This is a genomic window from Paenibacillus sp. OK076 (assembly GCF_900110055.1).
Classification (GTDB): domain Bacteria; phylum Bacillota; class Bacilli; order Paenibacillales; family Paenibacillaceae; genus Paenibacillus.
The window spans coordinates 1,452,894-1,478,809 of record NZ_FOCH01000001.1 but is presented as its reverse complement, the minus strand read 5'-3'; the positions used below and the strand labels follow the sequence as shown (position 1 = coordinate 1,478,809).

Genomic DNA, 25,916 nt, shown 5'->3' with positions numbered 1-25,916 from the left:
CAATACTTTTCTTATATTTTAAAAGTCATATCCATCATATAGTATAGATTTATTCTTATACAAGAGGTGAACACATTTGATTAGCAGCAAGTTACCCAAAATGTTCTACGGCGGCGACTATAACCCTGAGCAATGGGATCAAGAGACTCATCTTGAAGATCTGCGTATGTTCCAATTGGCAGGTATTGATATTGCAACCATCAACGTATTTTCATGGGCACTGATTCAGCCTGATGAAGTCACTTATCATTTTGAAGAACTGGACCAGTTAATTAACAGTCTCTATGAAAGCGGCGTTTACATTTGCCTCGCAACAAGCACTGCTGCCCATCCAGCGTGGATGGCGAAGAAATACCCGGATGTACTGCGTGTGGATGCCGATGGACGTAAACGCAAATTCGGTGGACGGCATAACTCCTGTCCGAACAGCCCTACCTACCGCAAATACTCCGAGAAGATTGCAGACAAGCTGGCGGAACGTTACAAGGATCATCCGGCTGTGCTTGTATGGCATATCTCCAATGAATATGGCGGCGATTGTTATTGTGATAACTGCGAGAAAGCGTTCCGTGTATATCTCAAACAACATTATCAGACCCTGGAGCAGCTGAACAAAGCATGGAACACTAATTTCTGGGGGCATACATTCTACGATTGGGATGAGATTGTACTGCCAAGTAATCTGAGCGAGCACTGGGGTGACAACAATTCCACGTTCCAGGGCATCTCGCTTGATTACTCCCGCTTCAACTCCGACAGTATGCTCGATTGTTACCGTCTGGAATATGATGCGATCAAAAAACATATCCCGGATTCGGTCGTTACGACCAATCTGATGGGATTCTTCAAACAGCTGGACTATTTCAAATGGGCCAAATATATGGATATCGTCTCCTGGGACAGCTATCCGGGTCTTGCGACTCCGGTAAGTTTCACAGCTATGGCTCATGATCTGATGCGTGGATTAAAGGACGGACAGCCGTTCATGCTCATGGAGCAGACACCTAGTCAGCAGAACTGGCAGCCTTACAATTCATTGAAACGCCCCGGCGTTATGCGTCTGTGGAGCTACCAGTCCGTTGCCCATGGCGCGGATACAATCATGTTCTTCCAGCTCCGCCGTTCTGTCGGGGCCTGCGAGAAATATCACGGTGCAGTCATTGAACATGTAGGACATGAGCATACCCGTGTATTCCGGGAAGTCGCGGAGCTGGGCAAAGAATTGCAGTTGCTGGGCGACAAAACGCTGGATGCTGCTGTAGATGCCAAAGTGGCGATTGTGTTTGACTGGGATAACTGGTGGGCGATCGAGAAATCCAGCGGACCTACCGTTGCACTGAACTATGTAGATCAAATTCACAAATACTACGCTGCCTTCTTCCGCCGCAACATTCAGGTGGACATCGTTAGTGTGGATACCGATATAAGCAAATACGACATTGTGCTCGCTCCGGTACTGTATATGGTTAAACCAGGCTTTGCAGCCAAACTGGAGAAGTTCGTTGAAGCTGGCGGTACATTCCTGACAACCTTCTTCAGTGGGATCGTCAATGAAAGTGACATCGTAACAACCGGGGGATATCCGGGCGAACTTCGCAAACTGCTTGGCATCTGGGTTGAAGAAATTGATGCCCTGCTGCCGGAGCAAAAAAACAGTATTGTCCTGAAAGAGGCTTATGGCGATCTTCAAGGAGAATATGGTTGTGGCATGTTGTGTGACTTGCTGCACAGTGAAGGTGCAGAGATCATCGCCGAGTATGGAGACGACTTCTACAAAGGCATGCCTGTGGTAACGCGTAACACGTTTGGTCAAGGTGAAGCCTGGTATGTCGCTTCCGATCCGGAAGATCGATTCCTGGACGGGTTGCTGGGACAACTGGCGGCAGCCAAAAATATTGACTCTCTTCTGCATACTCCGGAAGGAGTTGAAGTGACTGCTCGTACCAAGGATGGACAACAGTACCTGTTTGTCATGAATCACAATGCTACCGCTCAATCCTATGATTTGGGCGAAACTGAGGCTCGTGATTTGCTCACAGATCGCTCCCTTTCAGGTACGATCGAGATTGAAGGCCGCGGTGTGCAGCTCCTTGAAATGAAATAATATTCGAAAATTGATGATACAACATGTTACATGGAAATCGCATTGATCTATGTTTGCCGCTTAAAAGGGTGTCAATTGTTAAAATTTGAAGTATTATATGAATGAACCTGTTTCAATCTGCTACTTCCCGTATCCGTTTAGACCGGATACGGTTTTTTGTCATTATTTGTGAGGCTCTTGGTTAGAAGGAAATACCGAGAAGCGAAGCGAATTGGACGAGACACACAATTAACGACGCCCCGCCGGGAACAGGAAGCCGCCCTTGGTATGCAGGCTCAGCGCTATATTAAATAAATAATATAATGCTGCGAAATATTGGTGACAGCCATGATGTCACTTATACACTGCTACAATGAGAGAAACACTCCAGCATCCTTTCCGGCGGCGCAACCCTCGAAACGGAGTGGCTGACATGAATAGAACAAATCGGCTTGCCGCCATCGTTATGGCATTGCAGCACGGTCACGAAACGGCACATTCACTTGCAGAGAAGTTTGAAGTTTCCCGCCGTACCATCCTGCGGGATATCCAATCACTTTCAGAGATGAATGTCCCGATCATTGCCATCTCCGGTCCCGGAGGCGGCTTCAGACTTATGGAGGGGTATGTACTGCCCCCACTGCAATTGGACCCGGTTGAAGCAGCTACTCTCATCTTTGCTCTCGAAGGCCTAAGCCATTATGCAGATACCCCTTTTCAAGAGAAACGCTGGACATTAATGGACAAAATCAAAAGCATTATTCCTGAGGATGTTAAAGCAAAGATGGATCCCATGCTCAAACAACTGAAGCATGATGTTCCCCAGCGGAACTACATCCTTCGTCATCTGGAACCGCTTCTGGCTTGTATCCCGGAACAAGGGTGGCTGCGTATGTTATACCGCTCTGCTTCCCGTCAACGCTGGCTTACGATCTGCCCCATTCGAATCTATGCTTCTGCCGGTTTCTGGTATTGTGAAGCGTATTCGGAGGAGCATGGTGAAGAGCGCCTGTTCAGGGCAGACCGTATTCTGGACGTTACGCCGGTTGAGCTGATTGAATCACAACAGCTGGCAGAACAGGCACAGCGACAGCGCAGCAAACCTCAATCTCCTGAGCGCTCTCCAACGCGCGTTACCGCACGTCTGAGTTACAGCGGAATGATCGAGGCAGAACAGGACAAGCATATTGGCGAACGGATGACCGAGATTGCTCCGGATGTCTGGGAACTGTCTTTTCTCTGCCCTCCTGGCGAGTGGGCTTGGGCCGTGCGATTCTTTTATCGACTTGGACGTGAGGCAGAAGTACTCGAACCTGAGGACCTTCGCTGCGCGATTCGCAAACATGCCGAGGAAGTATGCCAGATGTATCTGACTTCCAACAATAATCGTTGTAGCACACGCTAAAAAGGAGCTTGCAAATTCATGATGAATGAGAATGAATCTATCGTAACTTACGAAGAAGCTGTGCAGCGAATAGAGGCTGTGGGACTTCTCCCACTCGCCCCTTTATTCCCTGAATATCCTTCACTGTCCTCCATAACCCCTAAAGAAAACTGGCATAAGGATAACGCGCTTGATCCCTGGTTATGGCGTTCACGTCTGGCTGAGGAAGGGATCGCCGCCTATGGAAAATTCATTAAAAAGAAGGCAATTCTCGTCTCACGCGAGTATTTCCCATGGGTGCACCGGCTGCTAGCGGACTCCAGAGTCATGGAGGAACAGTATGATGCGGGATTGCTCTCTCGAGAAGCATTCAAACTGTATGAAATAATTGAAACGCAAGAGGGGATCGATGGACGGACGCTGCGTTCACAGGCGGGTTTCGGGGCCAAAGAGGACAAAAAGGCATTTGACCAAGGGCTGCTGGATCTCCAAAGCATTAGCGCCATAGTGATTTGCGGCACCAAAGAAAAAGAAGGCCTCGCTGAAGGTAAGGTCGCTTGGAACAGTTCTGCCTATGAAACCTCTGGCTACTGGATGAAGCGTCAAGGTATTGAACCGTTTGAGGGCAGCGTTGCAGACGCGAGCAAACTCCTGGTACAACAATTGGAGAAGCACGCTTCTGCTGCCGCCCTGACCAAAATAAAAAAAGCCTTTGCGATAAAATGATTGAAATGCCTTAGAACGACAAATCCCGGAAGCCGAAAAGGGCCGCCGGGATTTGCTGTATATACGTTTACCATTCATGCAACAGGTATAAAGCAGCGAACGAGCGCAATTAGAGGATGACTCCGTCCTTGAATATGGCAATTTCCCGAAATCCATGCTGCTCGCTGAGCGTATGCGCCCGCCCTGAAGCGATATCGATCAGCTGGCTGAACAGCTGTACTTTCACGTCTTCCATCGTCTTACCTTCCAGCAGTTGACCTGCGTTAAAATCAATCCAGTGTTTTTTTCGATTAGCAAGGTCGGATTGGGTAGCAATTTTAACGGTAGGTACCGGGCCTCCAAACGGCGTTCCGCGACCTGTCGTGAAAAGAACAATGTGCGCACCCGCAGCAGACAGTGCCGTAACAGACACGAGATCATTCCCCGGAGCCTCCACGATGTTCAGGCCGGTTTGAGTGACACGTTTGCCGTAACGAAGCACATCAACTACGGAAGAACGCCCTCCCTTTTGCGTACATCCCAAAGACTTTTCTTCCAGTGTGGTAATTCCACCTGCTTTGTTCCCTGGTGAAGGATTTTCATATATATTCTGACCATGGTTCACAAAGTATTGCTTGAAACCGTTCACCAAGTCTACCAAATCATCAAATACCTGCTCATTGGCCGCCCGATTCATCAGAATGGTCTCTGCACCAAACATCTCGGGAACTTCGGTCAATATGGCCGTACCTCCGGCAGCAACCAGCATATCCGCAACGGAGCCAACGAGCGGGTTCGCCGTAATCCCGGACAGACCGTCCGAACCGCCGCATTTCAATCCAATTTTGAGCTTGCTCAGGGGCAGCGGCTGACGCTGTTCATGTTCGACGAGCTCCACGAGCTCTTCCATCAGACGCAGTCCTTCCTCAAGCTCGTCATCCGTTTCCTGCGCTTTGAGAAAACGGACCTTCCCCTGGTATTCCGGTGCGATACATTCGCGGAACTGGTCAACCTGATTATTTTCACAACCCAGACCAATGACCAGTACACCGCCGGCATTCGGGTGTTCCACCAGGGAAGCCAGTACCTGCTGCGTATATTTCAGGTCATCTCCCAGCTGCGAGCAGCCGAACGGGTGCGGAAAATGATAAACACCATCCACCCTGCTGCCGAACTGTGACTGGCCCATCCGAGCCAAAGCCTCACATACTTTATTAATGCATCCGACCGTATTTACAATCCAGATTTCATTACGGATACCTGCTTCACCGTTAGGGCGCAAATACCCATTAAATGAACGCAGATGTTCTGGAGGCATGTCCGTCTGAACAGGTGGTCCTGGCTGATACTGATATTCAAGTAATCCGTGAAGTCCTGTTTTCAGATTGTGACTGTGAATCCAGCTCCCCTGCTCAATCTGTTCTTTGGCAATCCCAATGGAAAAACCATATTTCATCACATCCGCGCCCGGGGCGAGGGTGTGCACAGCAATTTTATGGCCCTTGGGCACATCATCCCTTAATGTAAAAGAGCTGCTGTCTGGCAGGGTAATGCTTTCCCCTTTTACATAATCCCGAAGGGCTATAATAACATCATCCTGCGGTTGAATCGCAATCCAGTCATTGACTGTACGTGTTGTGTTCATGAACTCTCACCCTCCAGCAAACCAATTTCGCGAATGAGAGCTTCGCGAAGCCCCTCTCGATCATCCAAATTGTCTCCCCAGATGGATACATCCGATAATACAGCAGCGACACTCTGTTCTAGTTGCTGCTTCTCCCTATTCAGAGGATCATAACTCTCCCAATGCTTGGCGAGTGAAGCCAATACATCGGCATCATCCCGAAGCAGGACGGACTCACCGTTCAGTCGCTGTGCCATATAACCATCCGCCGTAGCCACTGGACGATACAGACACAATAATCCCGCGAATCCCTTTACGAGCCGGGCAGGCCAAGTCCCCTGATTTTGTTCATAGGCCAAAAGGGTAGGCAGTACACGAACCTTGAACTTTCCTACTGTATTTAATGCAATATCTTGCAGCTTGTGATTAATATACGGATTGAGAAAACGTTCAAACACTTCGGCTGCGTACTGATCCAAATGATGATCGGGCATATCCAGCGCAGGTATGATCTCCTGATGTACCGCTTCTCTGACCCATGAGCCAAACTGCGGGTCTTCCATCGTCTCTCTTACCAGTTCCTTGCCTTGCAAAATGCCAAGCGAAGACATGAGGGTATGAGCACCATTCAGAATACGAACCTTGCGCAGCTGAAAAGGTTTCAAATCCTTCACCCAATGTACGTTCAATCCTGCCTGTTTCAGGGGGAGTTTCTTGTCCAGGGCTTCATCTGCCTGAATGGCCCAGAAATGATATGGTTCAGCCGTATTGACCAGTTGATCCTCGTATCCCCAGCGATTGGTCAGGGAATCGGCTTCTTCCTTCGTCGGTGCACCCGTCACGATCCGGTCAACCAGATTGTTCAGGAATAAGTTATGGTTCTCAACCCATGAACGGAAGCCTTCAGAATACCCAAAATCTTCACTATGACGCAGCACACAACTGCGCAGAACATCCCCGTTGCCCTCAAGCAACTCACACGGCAGATGAATCAAACCTCGCGATGGGTCCCCATCAAAGCGCAGATAACGTTGATGCAAGAAGACCGTCAGTTTACCCGGAAATGATTGTACAGGTTCACCCTGTGTGTATTCTGCATACGTATATTTCAATCCCGACTCGGTTGTATTGGAGATGACAAACTCCAGGGAGGGCAATTCCGCAAGCTTCAGAAAATTCTGCCATTCTTCATACGGATTAATACACTGTGAAAAAATGGAGATCAATTCCGTACGTTCCACCGCTTTTCCCTGTGACAGCCCCCGGGTAATCATCGTATACAATCCGTCCTGATCACGAATTTGTTCCAGCTTTGCCTTTCCCCCAGGCCGAGGCTGGGTCACCGCAACACTGCCATGGAATTTGCCTTGTCTGGCACTCTCATGAAGCATCCAGTCTGCAAACCCACGCAAAAAGTTGCCTTCTCCAATCTGTAGTACCTTTACGGGACGTTCCATCACTTCTTTGCACTTGCGCTGGCTATCGCTTCCGAGCAAATTCAGCTTCAGCCTTGGTCTTTTCGTGCTCGCCGACATGAACACTCACCTCATCGTTTGATTTATCAACATCAGATGCCCCGCTGTACGGCACACAGCCGCTTACACTTCCATTGAAAACGCTTTAAATTCATTGTATCATCAATAAAAGGAAATTTAATTGCTTATATTGCGGTAAATGTACTCTTTCATGATCAGATGTAACCCTTTTTGTAAGCACTGTTTTGAAAGGAGATCGAATGGAACGTTCGCCCGTTCGTACAACCATTCAGGCGGAATCGGGGATTCCCTTTCGTCTGGTGTATGCAGATACCAAGTCCCCCCAGAACGAGTTGCCGGATCATCTTCATGACTGGCATGAAATTATCTATGTATATCGGGGTCAGGGCACCATTTTTATTGATACCGGTCTTGAAGACATGCAGGAGGGTGATTTGTTCATCATCCCTGGCAGCACGGTGCATCGTGCATTGCCGGATGCCGGGAATCCGGTGACTTCGTCGGCCTTGTTCTTCAGTCCAGGATTATTGGCCTCCACAGCGGGAGGCAATGCTTCAGCCATGCTCTCGCTGTTTGAACGCTGCCGCCAACGCAGAGTGTACAAGAGGCATCTGGAGGCCAAGGAACAAGCCCAGGTGGCTGCGCTTATAGACGACATCCATGCAGAATTCCAATTAGAACATCACCTGAGTGCCCACGCCGCTCTGCTGAGGTTGCAGCTCTTACTCATTTATCTGCAGCGATTGGAGGCAGTCGGTCCGGCAAGTCCTGCCAGAACTGTTCCTGGACCCGACTGGCTCTCCTATACGCTGACTCATATGGATGAAGAGCTGCGCAGTAACCTTTCCTTGCCGGAACTGGCCCGTAAGGCTGCCGTATCCCCGGCTCACTTCAGCCGTGCGTTCAAAAGGTATACCGGCATGACGCTAACGGACTATGCATTGGCCCGCCGGGTCATTATGGCAAAAGAGCATCTGCTGCGAAGTAATGAAACGATGGCCGTTGTTGCCGATGCCTGCGGCTTTGAGAGTCTGCCCCATTTTTATCGTCAATTCAAGAAATTGACAGGCACCACACCCGCTGCCTATCGTAAAACGATGAAGAATCAGGATCAAACGTGATTATCACGACATCCTGAACTGTAGAGATTTGTCTGTGTGTAACATATTCTTCCATACTATTCGTGTGGTATGTTATAATACTGAATTACAATGTCGGAAACGATGCGTTTCTGCTGCCAGAGGAGCCTTACATCCCATGTTAAACGAATTGAATCGCAGAAATATCGGCATCTTCGCACACGTCGATGCAGGGAAAACAACAACGACAGAACATATGTTATTTCAAAGCGGTGTTGTACGTACTCCAGGTCGCGTGGATGACGGAACAACAGCAACGGACTCTCTGGATATTGAAAAGGAACGAGGCATTTCCGTGCAGGCGGCTATGACTTCTTTGATCTGGAAAGATACGATTATTGATCTGATTGATACGCCGGGACATATCGATTTCAGCTCTGAGGTAGAGCGATCCCTGCGTGTTATGGACGGAGCCGTTCTGATTCTGTCCGCCGTGGAAGGGGTCCAATCCCAAAGCGAGACCATCTGGCATGCTCTCCGCTCGCTTGGAATTCCTACCCTGATTTATATTAACAAAATGGATCGGGTTGGCGCCTCTGCTGAGACGGTTATCGATCAGGTCCGCTCCAGTCTCTCTCCCTTCGTATGCGAAATCCAATCCTTTCGTATGAATGAAGAGGTGTTCGAGGGCATTGACTCCTTATGGAATGAGAGCCAAAAGCGAGTAAAGGGTCCCCCCTCATCAATCCCCGGGCTTTTTGAATTATTGGCCGAACTCGATGAAGATCTGATGGAAGCCTACATTAATGGTGAAACACTTCCTGCTGAACAGTTAGATGAAGCATTTCGCAAAAAGGTGCATCGTGGCGAAGTGTTCCCCATTTGTTATGGTGCTTCTGGCAAAGGGATCGGCGTAACGGAGCTGCTGGATGCCATCATCGAATTTCTTCCTGCACCCGCACAACCTCAAGAACCTTCAGTATCCGGGGTTGTATTCAAAATTGAACGGGATAAAACGATGGGCCGTACAGCCTATGTTCGCATGTATGGTGGCAGCGTGCATAATCGGGATACGATCTATAACTCCACTCGGAAGCTGGAAGAGAAAGTGACTCAGATTCGCCGAATGGATGGTCGGAAATGGGCGGATACCGGTGCTGTTCATGCCGGACAGATCGCCGCACTGTATGGACTAAGCGAAACCCATGTTGGTGATATTATTGGCAGCCCCGAAGGTGTGCCTCCTGTACCCCAGATGGCTGTTCCCTTGTTGACTGTGCAAGTCCATGGTAAAGACACAGCTCGTTACCCTGACCTTGTAGCGGCATTGCAAGAGCTGACGGATGAAGATCCCCTGCTCGATTTGCAATGGTTGCCTGAAGAACGGGAACTGCATCTTAAAGTGATGGGAACCATTCAGCTTGAGATTCTGTCCAGTCTGCTGATGAGTCGTTTCGGACTGGATGTCGTATTCGACCCGCCGTCCGTCATTTATAAGGAAACTCCTGCTTCTTCCGGAGAAGGATTTATCGCGTATACGATGCCCAAGCCCTGCTGGGCCATTCTACGATTCAGCATTGAGCCTTTGCCACGTGGCAGTGGTCTGATCTACTCATCCACGGTCCGAACGGATCATCTCCTGCTTCGATATCAGAATGAAGTGGAGCGACGCATTCCCGAAGCGCTATCTCAAGGGTTGTTGGGCTGGGAGGTTACCGACCTGCGCATTACGCTAATTGAAGGAGAGCACCATGTCTGGCATACCCATCCACTGGATTTTGTGGTAGCTACGCCGATGGGGATCATGGATGGGTTGGCAAGCACAGGCACAACCCTGCTGGAACCCATTCTGAATTTCCGGTTAACGGTTCCGGAGGAGTACGGCGGCAAAGCGCTTAGTGATCTGGTACATATGCGGGCAACCTTTGAAGCCCCGATCATCGGAGGCGGGCGATGCATCGTTGAAGGACGTATGCCTCTGGCAAGCTCCATGGATTATCCGGTGAAACTCCGCTCAGAGACGAGCGGGCGAGGGTTGCTCACGACTTCTTTTGCCGGGTACGAGGATTGTCCTTCGGATCAGACCCATACGCGGAAACGCAAAGGGGTTAACCCGCTGGACCAATCCAAATATATTTTAAGTGTTCGAAATGCGATTACATCATAATTGGAGTTGACTTTGTCGTGCTGATTAAATTTCTAATCTTTGGCCTGCTGTGGCGGATTGTAGGCAATCCGTTCTTGGCAGTTATTATTTTCCTCATCATTCTGTATTTCCTGGATCGTCGCTATGTTGGGGTGATGCCAAGCTTCATGAAGCCACTTAAACGCATGCGTAACATCTCACGGCTTCGGCAGCAGCTTGCCATGAGTCCGAATGAAGTCTCTTCCAAGCTGGATCTGGCCCGTCTGTTGATTGAACGCAAACGTTATAGCGAAGCTCATGCCTTGCTGCTGGAACTGGAGCGTCCTTACGAGCAATCAGCCGAATATTGGGAGGCGCTAGGCACAACTGAACTTCATCTGGGCCAAACGGAAGAAGGCGAGCGTCATATTTTGCAGGCACTGGATATTAATCCAAGAGTGAAATATGGGCGCCCTTATCTGACACTTGCAGGTGCGTTCAAGGATACTCACCGGGACAAAGCGCTGGCATATGTTCAGCAATTCCAGGAGATTCATTCCTCATCCAGTGAAGCATATTATCTGCTCGGCTCGGTGTACCGCTCTCTTGGACGTACTGCTGATGCAAAGCAAGCCTACGAGCAATCCCTTAACGTATATCGCTCCCTGCCCAAATATAAGAAGCGCCAGGAGCGTCGCTGGGCTGTACGCAGCTGGTTCCGCAAGCGTGGACTATAAAGCTGTTTGGTTACGTTAGATTGAGCATTGAATTGGATGTCGTGATTTGAAATGTACGCATCCATCCATCTATCTATCCATTCGGGATAAACGACTTCACCACATACAAAGTGCACTGATTTTTGCCTCAAGGCGGAAATCAGTGCACTTTTGGTATACATCCCATGTTGCAGAGCTACATCAGCAGCTCACGCAGCCGTTCCTCATTACCTTTCATCCAGTCTACCCGTTCTCTCAGCTTCCTGATTTGCTGTACAGCCACTTCAGGCTCATCTGTACCTTCGAACAATCGACTGATAAAATGCATCACCACATCCAGGCTTCGAAGCAAAATAAGCGTTGGAATCACGCTCAGCTCCTCTGGCTCCAGGCTGACCTGCTGCCTGAATCCCTGGATCAGTCCCTCCAAAGCCTCCCACATCCATGCCTGCTCCTTGTCCATCGTCAGCAGGTCCGACATGGGCACAGCGAGCTCCATTACCCGTAGATCCCATGTGGCGAATTCAAAATCCAAAATGGCACATATGATATCCTGAGAGTCTGCCAATACATTGGATGCATTTAAGTCCCCATGGACCAGTTGATGCGGCAAATCCTCCATACCTCGCAGCGTATTGAATAAGTCTGGCAATACTTCCTTCAACTCCTGCAGGTCATCTGCACATGCCATCAGCGTATCCGGGGGTGAGGTGCATAGTTGTAACAGTTTCTTCGGCGAACAGAGCGGGTAAGCCTCCTGAATCTGATAATAGGGCGGATAAACGGGAGACAGGGATATAGGAAGGCGCGCCATAACGGAAGACAACATGCCCGCCGCCCTGCCCAGTCCACTCAGCTGCTCGGGTGTATTCCACACAGGATTATGACCCTCACGATAATGGAACAACGTCACGATTTTGCTCTGGCCCGAGGAACGATCCTGCACCGCAAGAAATGTTGCATGCTTATCATCAGGAAGGCTAACGGGCACAGGCACATCAAGCTCAAACTCTGAACGTGACAAGGCAGACAGCACCTCATGTTCAAAAGCAATTTTCATTTGATCATTATGCGTTTCATACTGCCTCAGCACGTAACATTCTTCGTTGATCTCTACCATGAAGGTAGAGTTATTCATGCCACCCTTTCCACGCTGGGCTTTCCAGTTGGACGAGAAGCCATATGAGGATAAAACGGTGGATATGAGCTGCTGTTCTGAATCCTTTAGGGAACCTGAATCGATGATGTGCACCAAAAATAACTCCTTTATCTCACATAATACAACCTCTATATGTCCTCATCTTAACGGAAGTATTTCTTTCGGTCTAGTCGGCTCCGAGGTAATAGTCATGCTAAGCTTCACGGACTGCTGATCAGGCAAATGGATAGTATCCTGTGCGATTCAGCTGTTCTGCAATGACGCGATAGCCTTTGGCATTTGGATGAACCCTGTCCCAAAATAACAGTTCACGTTCTCGCCCTTCAAACCGGTCATAGACCTGGGCACAGGCATAGTTCCCCGATCCCGCGCCATTCAGAAAGGAATTATATTGCCGCACCCAATATGCAGCTTCCGCTGCTTGCGGATACGGGTTGTACAACCCAATCGTACGGACCATATATACACTGTTTCCTTTCAACTGCCGGATGTGCCTCATAATCTGGGATACGTTACCGCGAGTATCTCCAAGCACTTGTGTCATCTTACTTGCATTTGGAATCCCGCCGCTCGCTTTGAATGTACGAATCAGATCGTTGCCACCAATCGACAACGTAATAATATCCGCTTCACGCAGCGATTGCCGTACTCTTGGATTGTTGGATATCATCTGCAGCATTTCCCCTGACGTAAGTCCATTCACACCCAAATTATCCATCGATACAAACGTACGCACATTCGTTTCTGCCATTCTCCGATATAAAGGAACAAAGCCGGTGCCCAGCAGCGCTCCTGTACCTACCGTTAATGAATCTCCTATAGCCACATATCGATATACCATCCCGCCGCCCCTCTCTGCTGTGTTATAAACTATTCCAGATCCAATTCCTATATATCGTATGAGAGGAACGGAGACAAGGCGCGGGATGGTGTCCGTAGGCATACACATTTATTTGTCCGTTTCATTGATGATTTGCACAAAACCATACAGAAAGCCCCGCCGGGAATCCAGCGGGGCTGTTCATATATCATTTAATTACATGCCTATGTTACGATCCGAATCAACGGAATCTGCCTGTTCCTTGTTCGGGAATGGCCACCAGTTGGCACGGCCAAACATTTTCACCATTACTGGAACGAAGAATGGCAGGAACAGCAGAGAATACAAGATCAGTCCGCTGAGTACAACCGTCGCAATCTGCATCATCGAAAGAACTCCCGATGGATACATTGCAGCAAAGGTACCACTCAGAATGACGGCTGCAGACAGGATGACCGTACCCATGTTTTTCATGGCATACAGCATGGCATCCTGGACTCTCATACCTTTGTTCTCATTGAAACGGTCCATCAGGAAGATGCTGTAATCCACTCCCAGTGCAATCAGCATGACAAAGCCGAAGAACGGCGTAACCCAACTGATACCCGAGAACCCGAGTATATTCACAAAGATCGCTTCAGTCAGGGCCATCGATGTGAAATACGCCAGCAGCAACGAGACGATCAGATACAGCGGCATAATAACCGAACGGAGCAGCAGGACCAGAATGATAAACGTTCCTGCAAGCATCAGCATAACCGTGCGCGTGTAGTCGTTGTTGGAGACTTCCTGCAGATCTGCAAACGTGCTGGTTACCCCGCCAATGGCAATATCCGCTTTTTCAAGCGCACTTCCCTGCACCGCACGATGTACCGCAGCTTCAATATCCGGAACACGATCAATCGCTTCGGTTCCGTATGGATTCTCCGCAAAAATAACGTCAATCGTCATCGTTTTCCGATCTTTGGACAGATACGTATCGAATACCTGTGTGAAGTCCTTACTATTCAGTGCTTCTTCAGGAACATACCAGCCTGCCAGATCGGAATCAGGCGAGTTCTGCAATTGTGTCAGGTAATCCTGTGCTGAATCGAGTCCACCGGAAACCTGTTCGATTCCATCTACACTCTGATTAAGACCATCTGTCAATTGCGTCAATTGACCACTGAGATCCGAGAAGCCTTGCTGAATTTTTTCCTGACCGCCCTGAAGCTGACCAAGTCCGTTCTGGATGGAAGGAATCTCACTAATCACTTTACCTTGACCGTCAGCGGCCTGTTTAAGCCCGGATTGCAACTGACTGATTCCGGTCACAATCTGACCCAGACCATCGGCAAGTGCCTTCTGACCGGATGCTGCGGAGGCAAAGCCTTCGTTCGCCTGATTGATTCCAGCCGCGGCTTCGCCCAGCTTGGTTTGAATTTGACCCAAACCTTGAGCGAGCTGTGCCGTGCCGGTACCTGTTTCACCAAGGGTGCCTTTGACCCGCTGATAATCGGCGTCTTGCAGCAAATCAGGATAGCGCTCCTCAAGCGCTGTGAACGATTCATTCAAGCTGGTCAACGCTGTAGATACACCTTTGAGCTGTTGTTGCAGTTCACCTACACCATCACCCAGTGCAGCGACACCTGCTCCTGCCTGACGATAGGCTTGAAGCAATTGATTGTTGGCCTTAGCCAGCTGATCTGCACTCGTTTTGGCTTTCTGCAGACCTGCTTTTAGATCCCCCGCGCCCGAGGAGCCGTCACGGATGCCTTTTTCAATCTGCTGAAGTCCTTCCGACAACTGTGTAATACCAGACTGCAATTGGGAAGTACCTTTGGTCAGTTCTCCAGCTCCATCCGCAGCTTCTTTAAGTTGCGGTTCATTTTTGCTTAACTGACTGCTGGCTTCGCTCAGACCATCACGGATTTTATCCAGACCCGTTTTACCTTCGCCCAAACCATCAGACAATGTCCCTACTTGCTGTGTCACTTCAAAATCTTTGATCTCATCACCGGTTGGACGTGTCATACTGCGGACACCAGAGATCCCTGGCACTTTCTCCACTTCCCGGCTGATCTTTTCGGCGAGCGCCATATACTTGGCGTTATCCATAGCTTCATCATTTTGAATAACGACCTGACCCGGCAACGATTCACCCGGACCAAAGCTGTCCGAAATGATATTGAATGCTTTGACCGAATCATATTTCTCACCAATCTCATCGAGGCTGTTAAACGACAGTTTGCCGTCGTAAGTTGCCAGTAATGGCACACATACCGCTGCAACGATGAGCAGGGCTGCCCATGGACGTTTTAGGGAGAAACGACCTGCTGCACCATAAATCTTGCTCTCGGCATGCTCCAGTGAACCCTTGGAAGGCCAGAACAGCCTTTTGCCCAGCACTGCCATGAAAAATGGAACAATCGTCACTAATGCCAGCATCATCACGGCAATACCGACAGCCACCGCTACCGCGGAACGATACAGCATAAACTGTGCAAAGCCAATGGCAATGAATCCAACCAGCACGGCAAGTGCGGAGAAGAATACCGTTTTGCCTGCTGTGCGGTAGGTAGCAATGATGGCATCCCACGTATTTTCATGATGAGCCAATTCTTCCTTGAACCGGCTAATCAACAGGATGCAATAGTCCGTACCAATCCCGAACATGACCGCCACCATAAAGATCTGCGTAAACGTTGATATAGGGAAGTCTAGTCCGTCCACAAGGAACGCGACAATCTGCTGTGAAACAATGTAGCTGATCCCTACCGTAAGCAGTGGAACAAATGGAGCAACAAAAGAGCGGAATACAAGGAACAGGATGAGCAAAATAAATACAACAGTAATGTACTCCGATTTTTTGAGTCCTTCTTGGGAGCTTTCCACCGTATCCTCATCAATCAAGCCTTTGCCGGTTATGTAATGCTCCACATTGACCGATGACAAAACTTCATTAAGGTCTTCGCGCATTTCCTTGACCGTACGGTCTCCCTGATCAATGGAAAGCGACGTTAAGATCGTCTTGCCATCGGCAGAGATCATTTTGTCTGATAATTCAGGCTGAGAGAAAGGTTCCAGTATGGACAGAATACCCAGCTTCTCTTTTTCGGCCTCCAGTTTCTTAACGGCTTGTTCTGCCTCTGCTTTGCCGTCGGCACCCAAACCATCCGGATTATAAAATACAAGAGCCAACTGGCTGCCCTGCTGCTCTCCCTTTTGTGCTGCGGCTTCGTCCAGAATCGCCGCTGCCTGGGTGGAAGAGTGCCCTTCAGGAACCGAAAACTGTCCCTTTTCCCGAATCAATTCACTCATGTTAGGGGCGGTGAACATTAATACGGCAGCCACAACGACCCATAGCCCCATCAACCACCATCGCGCTTTCAAAATCGTTCTCATTCGTTCTCCTGTCCTCCTTCATGCGTTAGCAAAGCTGCAAGCTTCTCAAAAGATTCAATGAAGTTCTGAACCTCTTCCGGTTTGAAATGGACCAAGTACGGCTCCAGAATCTGCTGTATTTCCTGTTCTGTTTCCTTGTATACTTCCCGTCCATTGTCCGTCAGGGTCAAATAAACAACTCTGCGGTCGCGCTCATCCCCGGCCCGATGGACCAGATCCCGATCCACCAGCTTGTTGACCAGAGCTGTGATACTGCTCTTGCCCACACATAAAAGCTCTGCCAGATCAGAGGGCGTGCATAACGGCTTCTCCTCGATCAAACGAAGGGCACAGAACTGATCAGTAGTAATCGTTTGCCCCAATCGTTCGCGTATTTGGGTATCAAACCGTTTGGTTACCAGGAAAGAAGCGTCCAAATAGCGGTTAACCAAACTTCTAGCATCCGGTGTGTTCATTCTTCATTCTCCTTCCTCCAACATATAGTTCACTTACAGAACTATTCTTCAATCAAACTATTCTATAATGAAACTATATTGCAAAGCAATACGTTTTTCCTATTTTTTTTAAACAAACGACAAAAAAACAGGACGTCCGACTCAGCTGCTTCGCCAAATCCAACATCCTGTTATGATTATGCTCTCTTTACGTTACACAGTAGTAGACAGTTACTAGTCTTCGTCTTGCTCTTCGTCTTTTTCCAGCACACAGCGGAATCGCTCCACACCCGGATACAGCTCACCCAGGCTGTACACCACAAATCCCGTATTTCGATAAAACTCTACCGCTTCCACATCGGTCTCTGCGATCAGTCTGTCGGGGTTATATTTGGCCAGCACCTGTGATATCATGCCACGACCATAATTTTTAAAACGATTCTCAGGCAGAACTGCAATATGATGAATAGTGATCTCACTCGTTCCTGTAGATTCATATCCAATCAGACCGATCAGCTGGCCTTCGTCTTCATAACCGTCCAAATGCAGCTCATCCTTATCAACATACTGTTGTAACGCACGATTCAACTGATCCGGGTCCGGAAAGACCGAGTAGGACAACAGCTCCTGCACTTCCGGCTCCTGTATGCGTGATTTTAAATCAATTAACACCCTGATTCCTCCTATTAACTTGCTTGATTCCGTTATCGTATTGTAGTCGTTAGCCATTAAAAGTTCAAGTCGTATGCCGTTTCAGCTCCGATTGGAGTTCAGACGTGATACCTTCAGCCACCTGGAATCCTGCCAAATGATATGCATCCAGCAGCGCACCTCCGACTGCGGGCACATGGCTGGTCATGTAATGAATTTGTTGTCCTCCCGGTTTATAGGCTGCATCCAGTCCCTTTCGGACGGCTTCCACCATATAAGGTGTACTCAGACAACTTCCTGTGAGCGTCATGGACACCTGCTGATCTTTAAAACACGATGCAAGCATCAAAATACCCACAACGGCCGTATCCGCTGCTGAATCACATACTCTGACCGCAAGAGGGATATGTTCGGCCGCTGCTTTGGTGACCAAAGGAGCCATCTGACCAAAGATCCGATTGATGGCCTGTCTATTTTCAGCAAAACCTGAAACGCCCAGTGCAGCAAGCTCCGGTATTGAAGTTACATTCCAATAAGCTAATATCTGCTCGATGAAGGGTTGGTCCTGCGGACCATAACGTCCAGCAAGGATGGAATGCACCGCGTCATAAGCCAAAAAACGGGCTGCTGTTGGCGCATAGTGGCCGAACTGGTCATTGCGGAGCCAGGTTCCTTATTCCGTTTTACCCATAATCAGAGAGCCCGTGCCTCCAATAGCTACAATGCCCGGCTCACCGCCAAAGGCTGCCGTATGTGCAATATGCGTATCATTTACTGCGCTGATTCTGCCCAATATACCGGTTTGGGCGAGTAAAGCTTCAGCCCAGACTGTATCCTCTGGCTGATCCAGGCCTGCCATTCCCGCCTGAATGGAGGCAATCTGCTCCACTTCTAACCCGGCTATGCGAATGGCTTCAGCGATGCCCTCCAATACATCCTGCTCTGCATTGGCATCATGATAGCGGTTGCAACCACCTTTTTGCACATAAGACAAGACCTTTCCATTCTCATCGGCCAATGCTACACGTGTATGGCTTCCCCCGCCATCCATTCCAATCACATATGTACTCATTCTGGATCCCCCATGTTGTGGTGTGATGATGTCCCCTGTCCCATGATGCTTCTCCTGATGTTTCGATCAAGCTACTCAATTAGTACGAACTGCCGGGACCCCACCCCACTATTCGATCCCGGCAGAACACTGCTACTGCTACTGCTTCTGTGCAGCGAAACGAAGCAGTTCACAACGGAACTGTGTCGGTTCGTCATATTTTTCCTCTTCGATCGTCTGTGTTACATGTTCCTGGAGCAGAATATTCCAATCCGAATAAGCCTTCTCCAGTAATGCGATAGCCTCAGCTGTGGGCAGATTCAATTCAATCAATGGCTCAATCTCCCGGCCTGTGTTGATTTCCTTTTCCTCTACACTCGTACTCATCGTGATACAATGAATGCCACCTGTACGAGTTCCCACTTGCAAACGTTCAATAGCCTCCACTAAGGCTTGTTTATTTGAAATATGTTCCAGACAAGAGCAAGCCGCAATATAATCAAAATGATTCGGCTCGATAGCGTAATGCTCAACATCGGCTTTCTCTGCTTGCACGATATGATCAACCTTATATTCTTTGGCATATTTGCGAAGTCCATCTACAGCCTCATCCAGCAAATCCACCCCGATTACTTCACTGTTCGTTTGCCCGAGGCGCTGTGCAATGGGTATCGTATGTCTGCCTACTCCACATCCCAAATCGAGAACTCGCAGTTCCGTCTTATGGGCAAGTAGACGCTCAAGCATATCCATAACCATAGGCATGGGCCTTGCCATCCAGGTACCGGACGCGAATAATTCATTATTCTGATAGAAGTTGGAATGGTAACCTGCCTCTGCTTTCCGTGCAGCTTCAAATTGTTCATTTCCCATAAAAGCACCTCCATAGCTTAGAAGTTAATCGTCAATGTCCCCGAACCTGTGAACAGAATAATCGTGAGAATGACCATCACTACAAATGCCCCGGTTACGAGCAATTTACCTGTATCCTGCTTATACGTATTGTCATTAAATAACATCACGCCGCCAATGGTCATGGCTACCGGAGCAAGAAACAGTGTCAACAGAACAAGCAACACAATTGAATATCGATCCAATATTAATTCATCATTTTCAATCATGTACGGTTGCTCAGGCTGAGCCGTTTTGGTAGTAACCAGATTGCCGCAGGATTTGCATTTGAACTCATCCTCTGCCATTTTTTCATGACAATACGAACAAACTCTAGGTGTATAGGGCATCTCGCACCTCCCCTTAAGTACATCTTCTACTTAATACCCAGGATGCTTAATTGGAATCAGATGAATGATGATACTGCAGAAGAAGGCGATAGGTTCTTGGTCAAAAAGGATTCAAGCACCTCTTCGTATCGGGTACGATCCACTTGAAACGCTGTTCCATGACCCGCACGAGGGATAGTCAACAATTCCTTTTCTGTCGGACATGCTTCATATAGTCTGTAAACCATTTCTGTAGGTACAAACGTATCTGCCTCACCGTGAATAAAAAGAACGGGAACTTGCACTTTGGCGAGTTGATTTAGTGCCGATGCCTCCCCAAAGAAGTAGCCCGCCTTCCATTTGGAAATAAGACTGGTAACGGGAATAAACGGAAATGCGGGCAACTTGTATAGTTGCTTCAGCTGGAAGGTTAATTCCTCCTTCACGGAGGTATAAGCACAATCCGATACGATGGCCTTCACCTGATTAGGGAGAGCTTCACCGCCTGTCATCAATACTGTAGCCCCTCCCATTGAAATTCCATGCAAGATGATCTCCGTCTCCGTGCCAACCTTGCCCTGAACCCAATGAATCCATTGAACATAATCTTTACGGTCCAGCCAGCCGAATCCGATGATGTTACCTTCGCTTTGTCCATGACCACGATCATCCGGCATCAGTATATTATAGCCCCGTTTTTCAGCATAAAAGCGCGCAAAACCCGCCATCTCCCTGCCTTTTCCCGAATAGCCATGGGCCAGAATAACCGTTGGCTGCTGCGATCCACTGTGGGAAGGAAGCCATGTTCCACGCAGCTTTAATCCGTCATGTGATTCAATATTTACATCTTCGGTTGGCTGCGTATCAAGCCACGTCAAGTCTGATGCACTGCTGATTATTTCGTTATCCGGTTCGGGCATGAGGTTCGGATTATCGACCAGAAATGATTTTGGAGCACGCCGAATGGCGGTTTTGAAGAAGTAAAGTCCTCCTAACCATAGTAAGGCAAGAACGACTAGCACCAGAACGGCAAGGCCGTATAATAGCATGAACATTTCCCTCTCTTTCAGTCAATCTTCCACGTGAAACATGTATGTATATTATCTATCGTTTGGCAATTTCTCCGTACACGGATGGTGATTGCCACTTCTGGATCATGTTCTTCAGAGCTTCAAGCGTGAAGGGTTTGCCCATAAAATCATTCATCCCGGCTTCGAAACATTTCTCTTTCTCTCCATCCATCACATTTCCTGTCATCGCAATAATCGGAATAGGATGCCACATCTTATCCAGCTCTATGGCTCGGATATGGCGTGTCGCCTCCAGTCCGTCCATTACTGGCATCATGTTATCCATCAGGATCATACTATATTTTTTGCTGAGAAAAGCCTCACTAGCCTCTTCCCCATTGGAAACGGCATCCACCTCGGTCATGCCTAGCTTTTTGAGCTGCATCAGCACAACCTGCCGATTGATAACGTTATCGTCTGCCAGCAAGATTGATATCGGAAAGGATATATGGCCTTGCTCCTCCTGATTTTCCTTGCCGCCGCGAATCATCTGATTGGGTAACGGTTCAATCGTTCTGCGCGATGAGTTCATCTCGCCATGTTCATTAGACATCACTTGATCACTCTCCTAATCACGAATTATGCCATACTGCATTACGAAGGCTTCACTTATCCAATCGTTTCCAGCAGCTGCAACAGCCTCGACCTTATCCGTTAAATATAACCATCTATTCATTATACATGAACGACGAATGGCATACATTCATATAAAAAAACTGACCTGCGTTATTAACGCAAGTCAGTTTTCCCCTCTGCAGCGAGTCCAAGCTTTTTTAACAAACGAATCGCATCCGCCTTTTCCGAAGGTTCCAGTCCATCCACCGCATCAATGATCACCTGGTGGTGCTGAGGAAAGATTTGTGTAAACAAATGTCTTCCTTCCTCCGTCAATTCAGCGTATATGACACGCCGATCTTCCTTGGATGCTCGACGAATCAGCAGATTTTTATTCTGAAGCTTATCCACAACATACGTAATATTACCGCTGGACATTAACACTTTCTCACCGATCTTTTGCAACGCCTGCGGCCCTTTATGGTATAACAAATCAAGCACGCCAAATTCTGTCGTATTCAGTCCATGACTCTGGATATCCCGGTTGGACCTGGATGTAACGGAATTGTATGCGCGAGCGAGAACCACAAATAATTGTAAAGACAGTTCCCGATTGTCCTCGTTGTTCGGCATTTCTTAATCCTCCATCAGTTGTTTACATTTCGACCTGCGCCTGAAGATTGGTTCTGCTCCCACTCTTCGCGCAGCATTCCCATACGAATTGAATCATAATGTTTGCCATCCACGATGCGGCATTTGCGCATGCGTCCTTCCACCTGCAGTCCCGCCTTCGAAGCTGAACGCATCATTCGTTCATTGCCCGACCATGTTGTTAATCCAACCCGGGCTACGGGCAATTGCGCGAATAAGTGACTGGACCACATCTGAAGTACTCGCGTGCCGATCCCGCGCCCCCATTGGGCTGATCGATATAACACTATTCCCATTTCCAGCCACATGGATGGACGATGTTCCCAGTAATAGCTGATTGTACCGACGATTCGGTCATTCAGCTCAATAATTCGAATGGAGTCCGGATCAGAGTTGCTCTCAGTTGCTTCAAGTCTTCTTAACATGCTCCGTTGGAAGTCTTCGTAGCTCTCATGTTCAAGGGCATAATATGGCGCATCCCATTGCTTCCATTCCGGTACGTCTTCACTGTAGATCAATTCATAGAGTTCAGTCAGATCCTCTTTCTCCATACATCGAAGAACAATCTCACCATCCACTAGCGGGTTTTCCCTCATCTATGCAATGACCTCACTTTCCGTTCATGAACGATGACGCTCATCGATGCTGCCATCATCCTTCGCAAGAATGACGGTGTCCGCCATGTTAATAAACAATCCATTATCGACAACACCTGGGAGCATGTTTAACTGAACGTTAAGCTCCGCTGCATGTTCTATGGCTTCCATGCGGCAATCCGCAATGAGGTTTCCATTATCCGTAAGATAACGTTGATCCCCGTCCATGCGCCATTCCGGTTGACACCCGAGTTTCTCCAGCGCCTGGAAGGTCCATTCAGATGCAAAAGGAACCACTTCAACCGGCAACGGGAATTTTCCAAGCTTTTGTACGGCTTTGCTGCCATCAGCCACAATAATCAGTTTGTCGCTGTTTGCAGCGACAATTTTCTCGCGCAAAAGCGCACCGCCGCCACCTTTGATCAGGTTAAACTCAGGATCAACTTCATCTGCACCATCAATGGTCAGATCCAGACGTCCAATTTGATCAAATGGAACGATCGGAATTCCCCACTCTTTGGCGAGCTTGTCCGATGCTTCCGAAGTAGCTACAGCCTGAATGTTTAACCCTTCTCGTACCCGCTCACCAATTCGACAAATAGCGTAATACGCCGTTGACCCTGTACCCAATCCAACCTTCATTCCATCTTGAACATATTCTGCCGCGCGCTCAGCTGCTATCTGTTTAAGATTCATCTATAAACCCCCGCCTGCTCATGATTTGAGAAATGCATACTGTAGTTATTATAGATAAAACCGCTTCCGATGTATATCTGTGCATGACGTATTGAACTGGGAAACTTGGCCTGTTTCTCTGCTTCACATGTGTCGTTGATCCTTCTTATGTAAATTCTTGGTTAGATTCTCCTCCCTGATATCTTATTGGTGTGGCAGAAGAAAGTCCGTTTTCTGTCATTTTCACTATTTTTTCAATGTTTAAGGATGTTTTTTGACCCACCATGTTATAGAATACAGAATGAAACTAAAAAATGGGAATTATTTTAAATAAACAGTTCTAAATACCTACATCTCACTTCCATATGTCCATAAATACGTAAAATATTAAAAAAGTTTTAACAAAACTATTCAATTTGACGACATTTTATACGACATATTAAGTATAGATGTGTTTTAATAATTAGACACCTATGGGTATCTAGGTAAAAATATCTCTACATAGCGACCAGGAACCCAAGACCATGGTCGCACATTTTACCTTTGGAGGGGATAAGGAAATGACTTAATTTACATCATGAAGACAGCAGCATATTATCAATTCAAAGAAGATCAGGAGTGGACTTTAGTGAAATCATTAAGTTGGAAAAGCATGTCTTTTTTCTCCAAAAATCTGTTACTCTCATTTACTAACATTATTATTATTGGCGTGGCACTTATTGCCAGCAGCTATTACTTTCAAAAAACGATTCTCGTTGACCAGCTACATGGTCAAGTAGAACAAATCACCAAAAAATGGGCAGAGGGCATTGATTCCACCGAAGTACAGGCTGCTATTACAGAAGCCAATTATGATGGAAAAGCACAAACCAAATTGCGTGCCTATTTCGATGAAATGCAGCAATATTATCCCAACATTGCACAAGCCTACATCTTTGGTGTCGAGCTGGGTGGAGATAACAAGCGTTTAACATCCCTTGTTGCCATGCCAACCAATCTGAAGGAAGCCTTCCAGAGTGAAAATGTAAAAATCGGCGATATGTATGAACAGCCCGTCGTTGTAGCAAATGCACTGAAAGAAATGCTGAATACGGATCGCCCGACGTTCACCACATTTTATTCCGACGATTTCGGTACATGGACAACCATTGCTTACCCGATCAAGGATAGCAACGGCAAGATTTACTCTTACTTTGCAGTCGATGCAGACGCATCAGCAGTACCTGCCGGACTGAACAAATTGCTCAAGAACGGAATTATCATTCTGATAGCGTTCCTGCTGTTATTCCTGATTATCCAATATCTTGTTGTCAAAAACACGCTTTCCCCTATTCGTCACCTGATCAAAGGGATTGATGACGTAAGTCGGGGTAATTTGAATGTCAAAATTCCGACAGGCAAAGACGATCTGGGCATTGTGAACGAAAAGTTCAATACCATGGTACGCAAGATCAACGACACCATCGTCAAAGTGCAAATCACTTCGCAAGAAGTTAACGAGTCTGCCAAGGAGCTGTATGAAGTCTCCGAGAGAAACAGCGAGAATGCTGATTCTATCAATAACAACGTTACTCAGATTACATCCAACATTCGTGCACAGGAACAGGCAACCCGGGACAGTGCCCGTGCGATGTCCGAGATGGCTATCGTCATTCAGACTATTGCCAGCAGTTCAGCTAGTGTAGCTGACGAGGCATATGAGATGGAACGCCGTTCTCAACAAGGAAACACTGTGGTTCGTCAGGTGTCAGAGCAGATGAATCTGATTACGGAATCTGTTAAAAACACTGCTTCAGCCATTCAGGTTCTGGAGAGCCGTTCTCAGGAAATTGGCGATATTCTGAATATCATTTCAGGTATTTCCAGCCAGACCAACTTACTTGCACTCAACGCCTCCATTGAAGCGGCACGTGTTGGTGAAGAAGGCCGAGGATTCGCGGTTGTAGCAGGTGAAGTACGTAAACTTGCTGAGCAGTCGGAACAATCCACGAGCCAGGTTGCTGTACTGATCCAGGAGATTCAGGCTGAAATCAGGCAAGCCGTTCGTGCGATGGAACAAGGAACGTCTGAAGTGGATACCGGGCTCAGCGTAGCTGATCAAACCGGTCAATTGTTCGAAGAAATTTTGGAAGCTGCCAAGAAAGTATCGAATCAGATTCAGGAAGTGTCCAGCGCTACAGAAGAAATTTCTGCAGGTACAGAAGAAATGACCGCAACTGCGGATGATTTGTCTGCCAGTGTGAGTAAAACAGCTGAAAACAGTGAACGGATTTCTTCATCCGTTGATGAACAAAAAGCGTCTCTGATTACGCTTGTTGATTCCTCTACCCGTTTGAACAGCATGTCCGAGGAACTGCAAGAACTGATTTCGCATTTTAATGTAAGCAAACTATAATTCAACCCACATCTTGAACGGTTTGAACCAAGGAGGAACAACT

23 protein-coding genes are annotated in these 25,916 nt (G+C 47.9%); 7 read left to right on the top strand and 16 right to left on the bottom strand.

All coding sequences use genetic code 11. From position 1 onward, the window contains the following. Window positions 1-76 precede the first annotated feature (76 nt). The 3 genes from BMY78_RS06705 to BMY78_RS06695 all read left to right on the top strand — a co-directional run bounded on the left by BMY78_RS06705 (window position 77) and on the right by BMY78_RS06695 (window position 4,193). The gene (locus BMY78_RS06705; protein WP_090895841.1) at window positions 77-2,104 is read left to right on the top strand and encodes a beta-galactosidase; all 2,028 of its coding nucleotides are present in this window, start codon (window positions 77-79) and stop codon (window positions 2,102-2,104) included. Between the two features lie 412 nt (window positions 2,105-2,516). After that, on the top strand, window positions 2,517-3,488 hold the full coding sequence (locus tag BMY78_RS06700) for a helix-turn-helix transcriptional regulator (protein WP_090895839.1): 972 nt from the start codon (window positions 2,517-2,519) through the stop codon (window positions 3,486-3,488). An 18-nt stretch (window positions 3,489-3,506) separates the two neighbouring features. Further along, window positions 3,507-4,193, top strand: a complete 687-nt coding sequence (locus BMY78_RS06695; protein WP_256221975.1) for an AlkZ-related protein — start codon at window positions 3,507-3,509, stop codon at window positions 4,191-4,193. A 109-nt stretch (window positions 4,194-4,302) separates the two neighbouring features. On the opposite strand, the gene BMY78_RS06690 is transcribed toward BMY78_RS06695, so the two are convergent. Both BMY78_RS06690 and BMY78_RS06685 read right to left on the bottom strand, forming a co-directional pair. Continuing rightward, window positions 4,303-5,817 carry a UxaA family hydrolase gene (locus BMY78_RS06690; protein ID WP_090895837.1) on the bottom strand — a complete coding sequence of 505 codons (1,515 nt, stop codon included), beginning with the start codon at window positions 5,815-5,817 and terminating at the stop codon, window positions 4,303-4,305. Next, window positions 5,814-7,331 carry a tagaturonate reductase gene (locus tag BMY78_RS06685; protein ID WP_090895835.1) on the bottom strand — a complete coding sequence of 506 codons (1,518 nt, stop codon included), beginning with the start codon at window positions 7,329-7,331 and terminating at the stop codon, window positions 5,814-5,816. The genes BMY78_RS06690 and BMY78_RS06685 overlap by 4 nt, the downstream gene beginning before the upstream one ends. A gap of 200 nt (window positions 7,332-7,531) precedes the next feature. Between BMY78_RS06685 and BMY78_RS06680 the strand changes: the two genes are divergently transcribed. The 3 genes from BMY78_RS06680 to BMY78_RS06670 all read left to right on the top strand — a co-directional run bounded on the left by BMY78_RS06680 (window position 7,532) and on the right by BMY78_RS06670 (window position 11,233). Beyond that, complete coding sequence (locus tag BMY78_RS06680; protein ID WP_090895833.1) at window positions 7,532-8,413, top strand: AraC family transcriptional regulator; 882 nt, start codon at window positions 7,532-7,534, stop codon at window positions 8,411-8,413. A gap of 136 nt (window positions 8,414-8,549) precedes the next feature. Continuing rightward, window positions 8,550-10,538, top strand: coding sequence for a GTP-binding protein (locus BMY78_RS06675; RefSeq protein WP_090895831.1), 1,989 nt, complete (start codon window positions 8,550-8,552; stop codon window positions 10,536-10,538). Between the two features lie 17 nt (window positions 10,539-10,555). Continuing rightward, on the top strand, window positions 10,556-11,233 hold the full coding sequence (locus tag BMY78_RS06670) for a tetratricopeptide repeat protein (RefSeq protein WP_063564693.1): 678 nt from the start codon (window positions 10,556-10,558) through the stop codon (window positions 11,231-11,233). 175 nt (window positions 11,234-11,408) lie between these two features. On the opposite strand, the gene BMY78_RS06665 is transcribed toward BMY78_RS06670, so the two are convergent. The 14 genes from BMY78_RS06665 to rpiA form a co-directional block, all read right to left on the bottom strand. Continuing rightward, window positions 11,409-12,464 carry a phosphotransferase gene (locus BMY78_RS06665; RefSeq protein WP_090895829.1) on the bottom strand — a complete coding sequence of 352 codons (1,056 nt, stop codon included), beginning with the start codon at window positions 12,462-12,464 and terminating at the stop codon, window positions 11,409-11,411. A gap of 121 nt (window positions 12,465-12,585) precedes the next feature. Further along, the gene (locus tag BMY78_RS06660; protein ID WP_090895827.1) at window positions 12,586-13,212 is read right to left on the bottom strand and encodes a GDSL-type esterase/lipase family protein; all 627 of its coding nucleotides are present in this window, start codon (window positions 13,210-13,212) and stop codon (window positions 12,586-12,588) included. A 195-nt stretch (window positions 13,213-13,407) separates the two neighbouring features. Continuing rightward, window positions 13,408-16,575 (bottom strand): MMPL family transporter, encoded by a 3,168-nt coding sequence (locus BMY78_RS06655; RefSeq protein ID WP_090895826.1) that lies wholly within the window; start codon window positions 16,573-16,575, stop codon window positions 13,408-13,410. Then, window positions 16,572-17,030, bottom strand: coding sequence for a MarR family winged helix-turn-helix transcriptional regulator (locus BMY78_RS06650; RefSeq protein WP_090895824.1), 459 nt, complete (start codon window positions 17,028-17,030; stop codon window positions 16,572-16,574). The genes BMY78_RS06655 and BMY78_RS06650 overlap by 4 nt, the downstream gene beginning before the upstream one ends. Window positions 17,031-17,243: 213 nt before the next feature. After that, window positions 17,244-17,681, bottom strand: coding sequence for a GNAT family N-acetyltransferase (locus BMY78_RS06645; RefSeq protein ID WP_090895821.1), 438 nt, complete (start codon window positions 17,679-17,681; stop codon window positions 17,244-17,246). A 64-nt stretch (window positions 17,682-17,745) separates the two neighbouring features. Then, window positions 17,746-18,276 (bottom strand): hypothetical protein, encoded by a 531-nt coding sequence (locus BMY78_RS06640; RefSeq protein WP_090895819.1) that lies wholly within the window; start codon window positions 18,274-18,276, stop codon window positions 17,746-17,748. 57 nt (window positions 18,277-18,333) lie between these two features. After that, window positions 18,334-18,732: a BadF/BadG/BcrA/BcrD ATPase family protein gene (locus BMY78_RS06635; protein ID WP_090895816.1), complete on the bottom strand. Its 399-nt coding sequence runs from the start codon at window positions 18,730-18,732 to the stop codon at window positions 18,334-18,336. 138 nt (window positions 18,733-18,870) lie between these two features. Then, on the bottom strand, window positions 18,871-19,584 hold the full coding sequence (locus tag BMY78_RS06630; protein WP_090895814.1) for a class I SAM-dependent methyltransferase: 714 nt from the start codon (window positions 19,582-19,584) through the stop codon (window positions 18,871-18,873). A gap of 17 nt (window positions 19,585-19,601) precedes the next feature. Next, on the bottom strand, window positions 19,602-19,952 hold the full coding sequence (locus BMY78_RS06625; protein ID WP_090895812.1) for a hypothetical protein: 351 nt from the start codon (window positions 19,950-19,952) through the stop codon (window positions 19,602-19,604). 56 nt (window positions 19,953-20,008) lie between these two features. Continuing rightward, complete coding sequence (locus BMY78_RS06620) at window positions 20,009-20,980, bottom strand: alpha/beta hydrolase (RefSeq protein WP_090895808.1); 972 nt, start codon at window positions 20,978-20,980, stop codon at window positions 20,009-20,011. A 55-nt stretch (window positions 20,981-21,035) separates the two neighbouring features. Further along, window positions 21,036-21,554 (bottom strand): response regulator, encoded by a 519-nt coding sequence (locus BMY78_RS06615; protein WP_090895806.1) that lies wholly within the window; start codon window positions 21,552-21,554, stop codon window positions 21,036-21,038. Window positions 21,555-21,730: 176 nt separating this feature from the next. Beyond that, window positions 21,731-22,189 (bottom strand): MarR family winged helix-turn-helix transcriptional regulator, encoded by a 459-nt coding sequence (locus BMY78_RS06610; protein ID WP_024630132.1) that lies wholly within the window; start codon window positions 22,187-22,189, stop codon window positions 21,731-21,733. Between the two features lie 14 nt (window positions 22,190-22,203). Next, window positions 22,204-22,803 (bottom strand): GNAT family N-acetyltransferase, encoded by a 600-nt coding sequence (locus BMY78_RS06605; protein WP_090895804.1) that lies wholly within the window; start codon window positions 22,801-22,803, stop codon window positions 22,204-22,206. Window positions 22,804-22,827: 24 nt separating this feature from the next. After that, window positions 22,828-23,499 (bottom strand): ribose-5-phosphate isomerase RpiA, encoded by a 672-nt coding sequence (rpiA, locus tag BMY78_RS06600; protein ID WP_090895802.1) that lies wholly within the window; start codon window positions 23,497-23,499, stop codon window positions 22,828-22,830. 631 nt (window positions 23,500-24,130) lie between these two features. On the opposite strand from rpiA, the gene BMY78_RS06595 reads away from it, so the two are divergent. Then, complete coding sequence (locus BMY78_RS06595) at window positions 24,131-25,873, top strand: methyl-accepting chemotaxis protein (protein WP_090902121.1); 1,743 nt, start codon at window positions 24,131-24,133, stop codon at window positions 25,871-25,873. The last annotated feature ends 43 nt before the right edge of the window (window positions 25,874-25,916 follow it).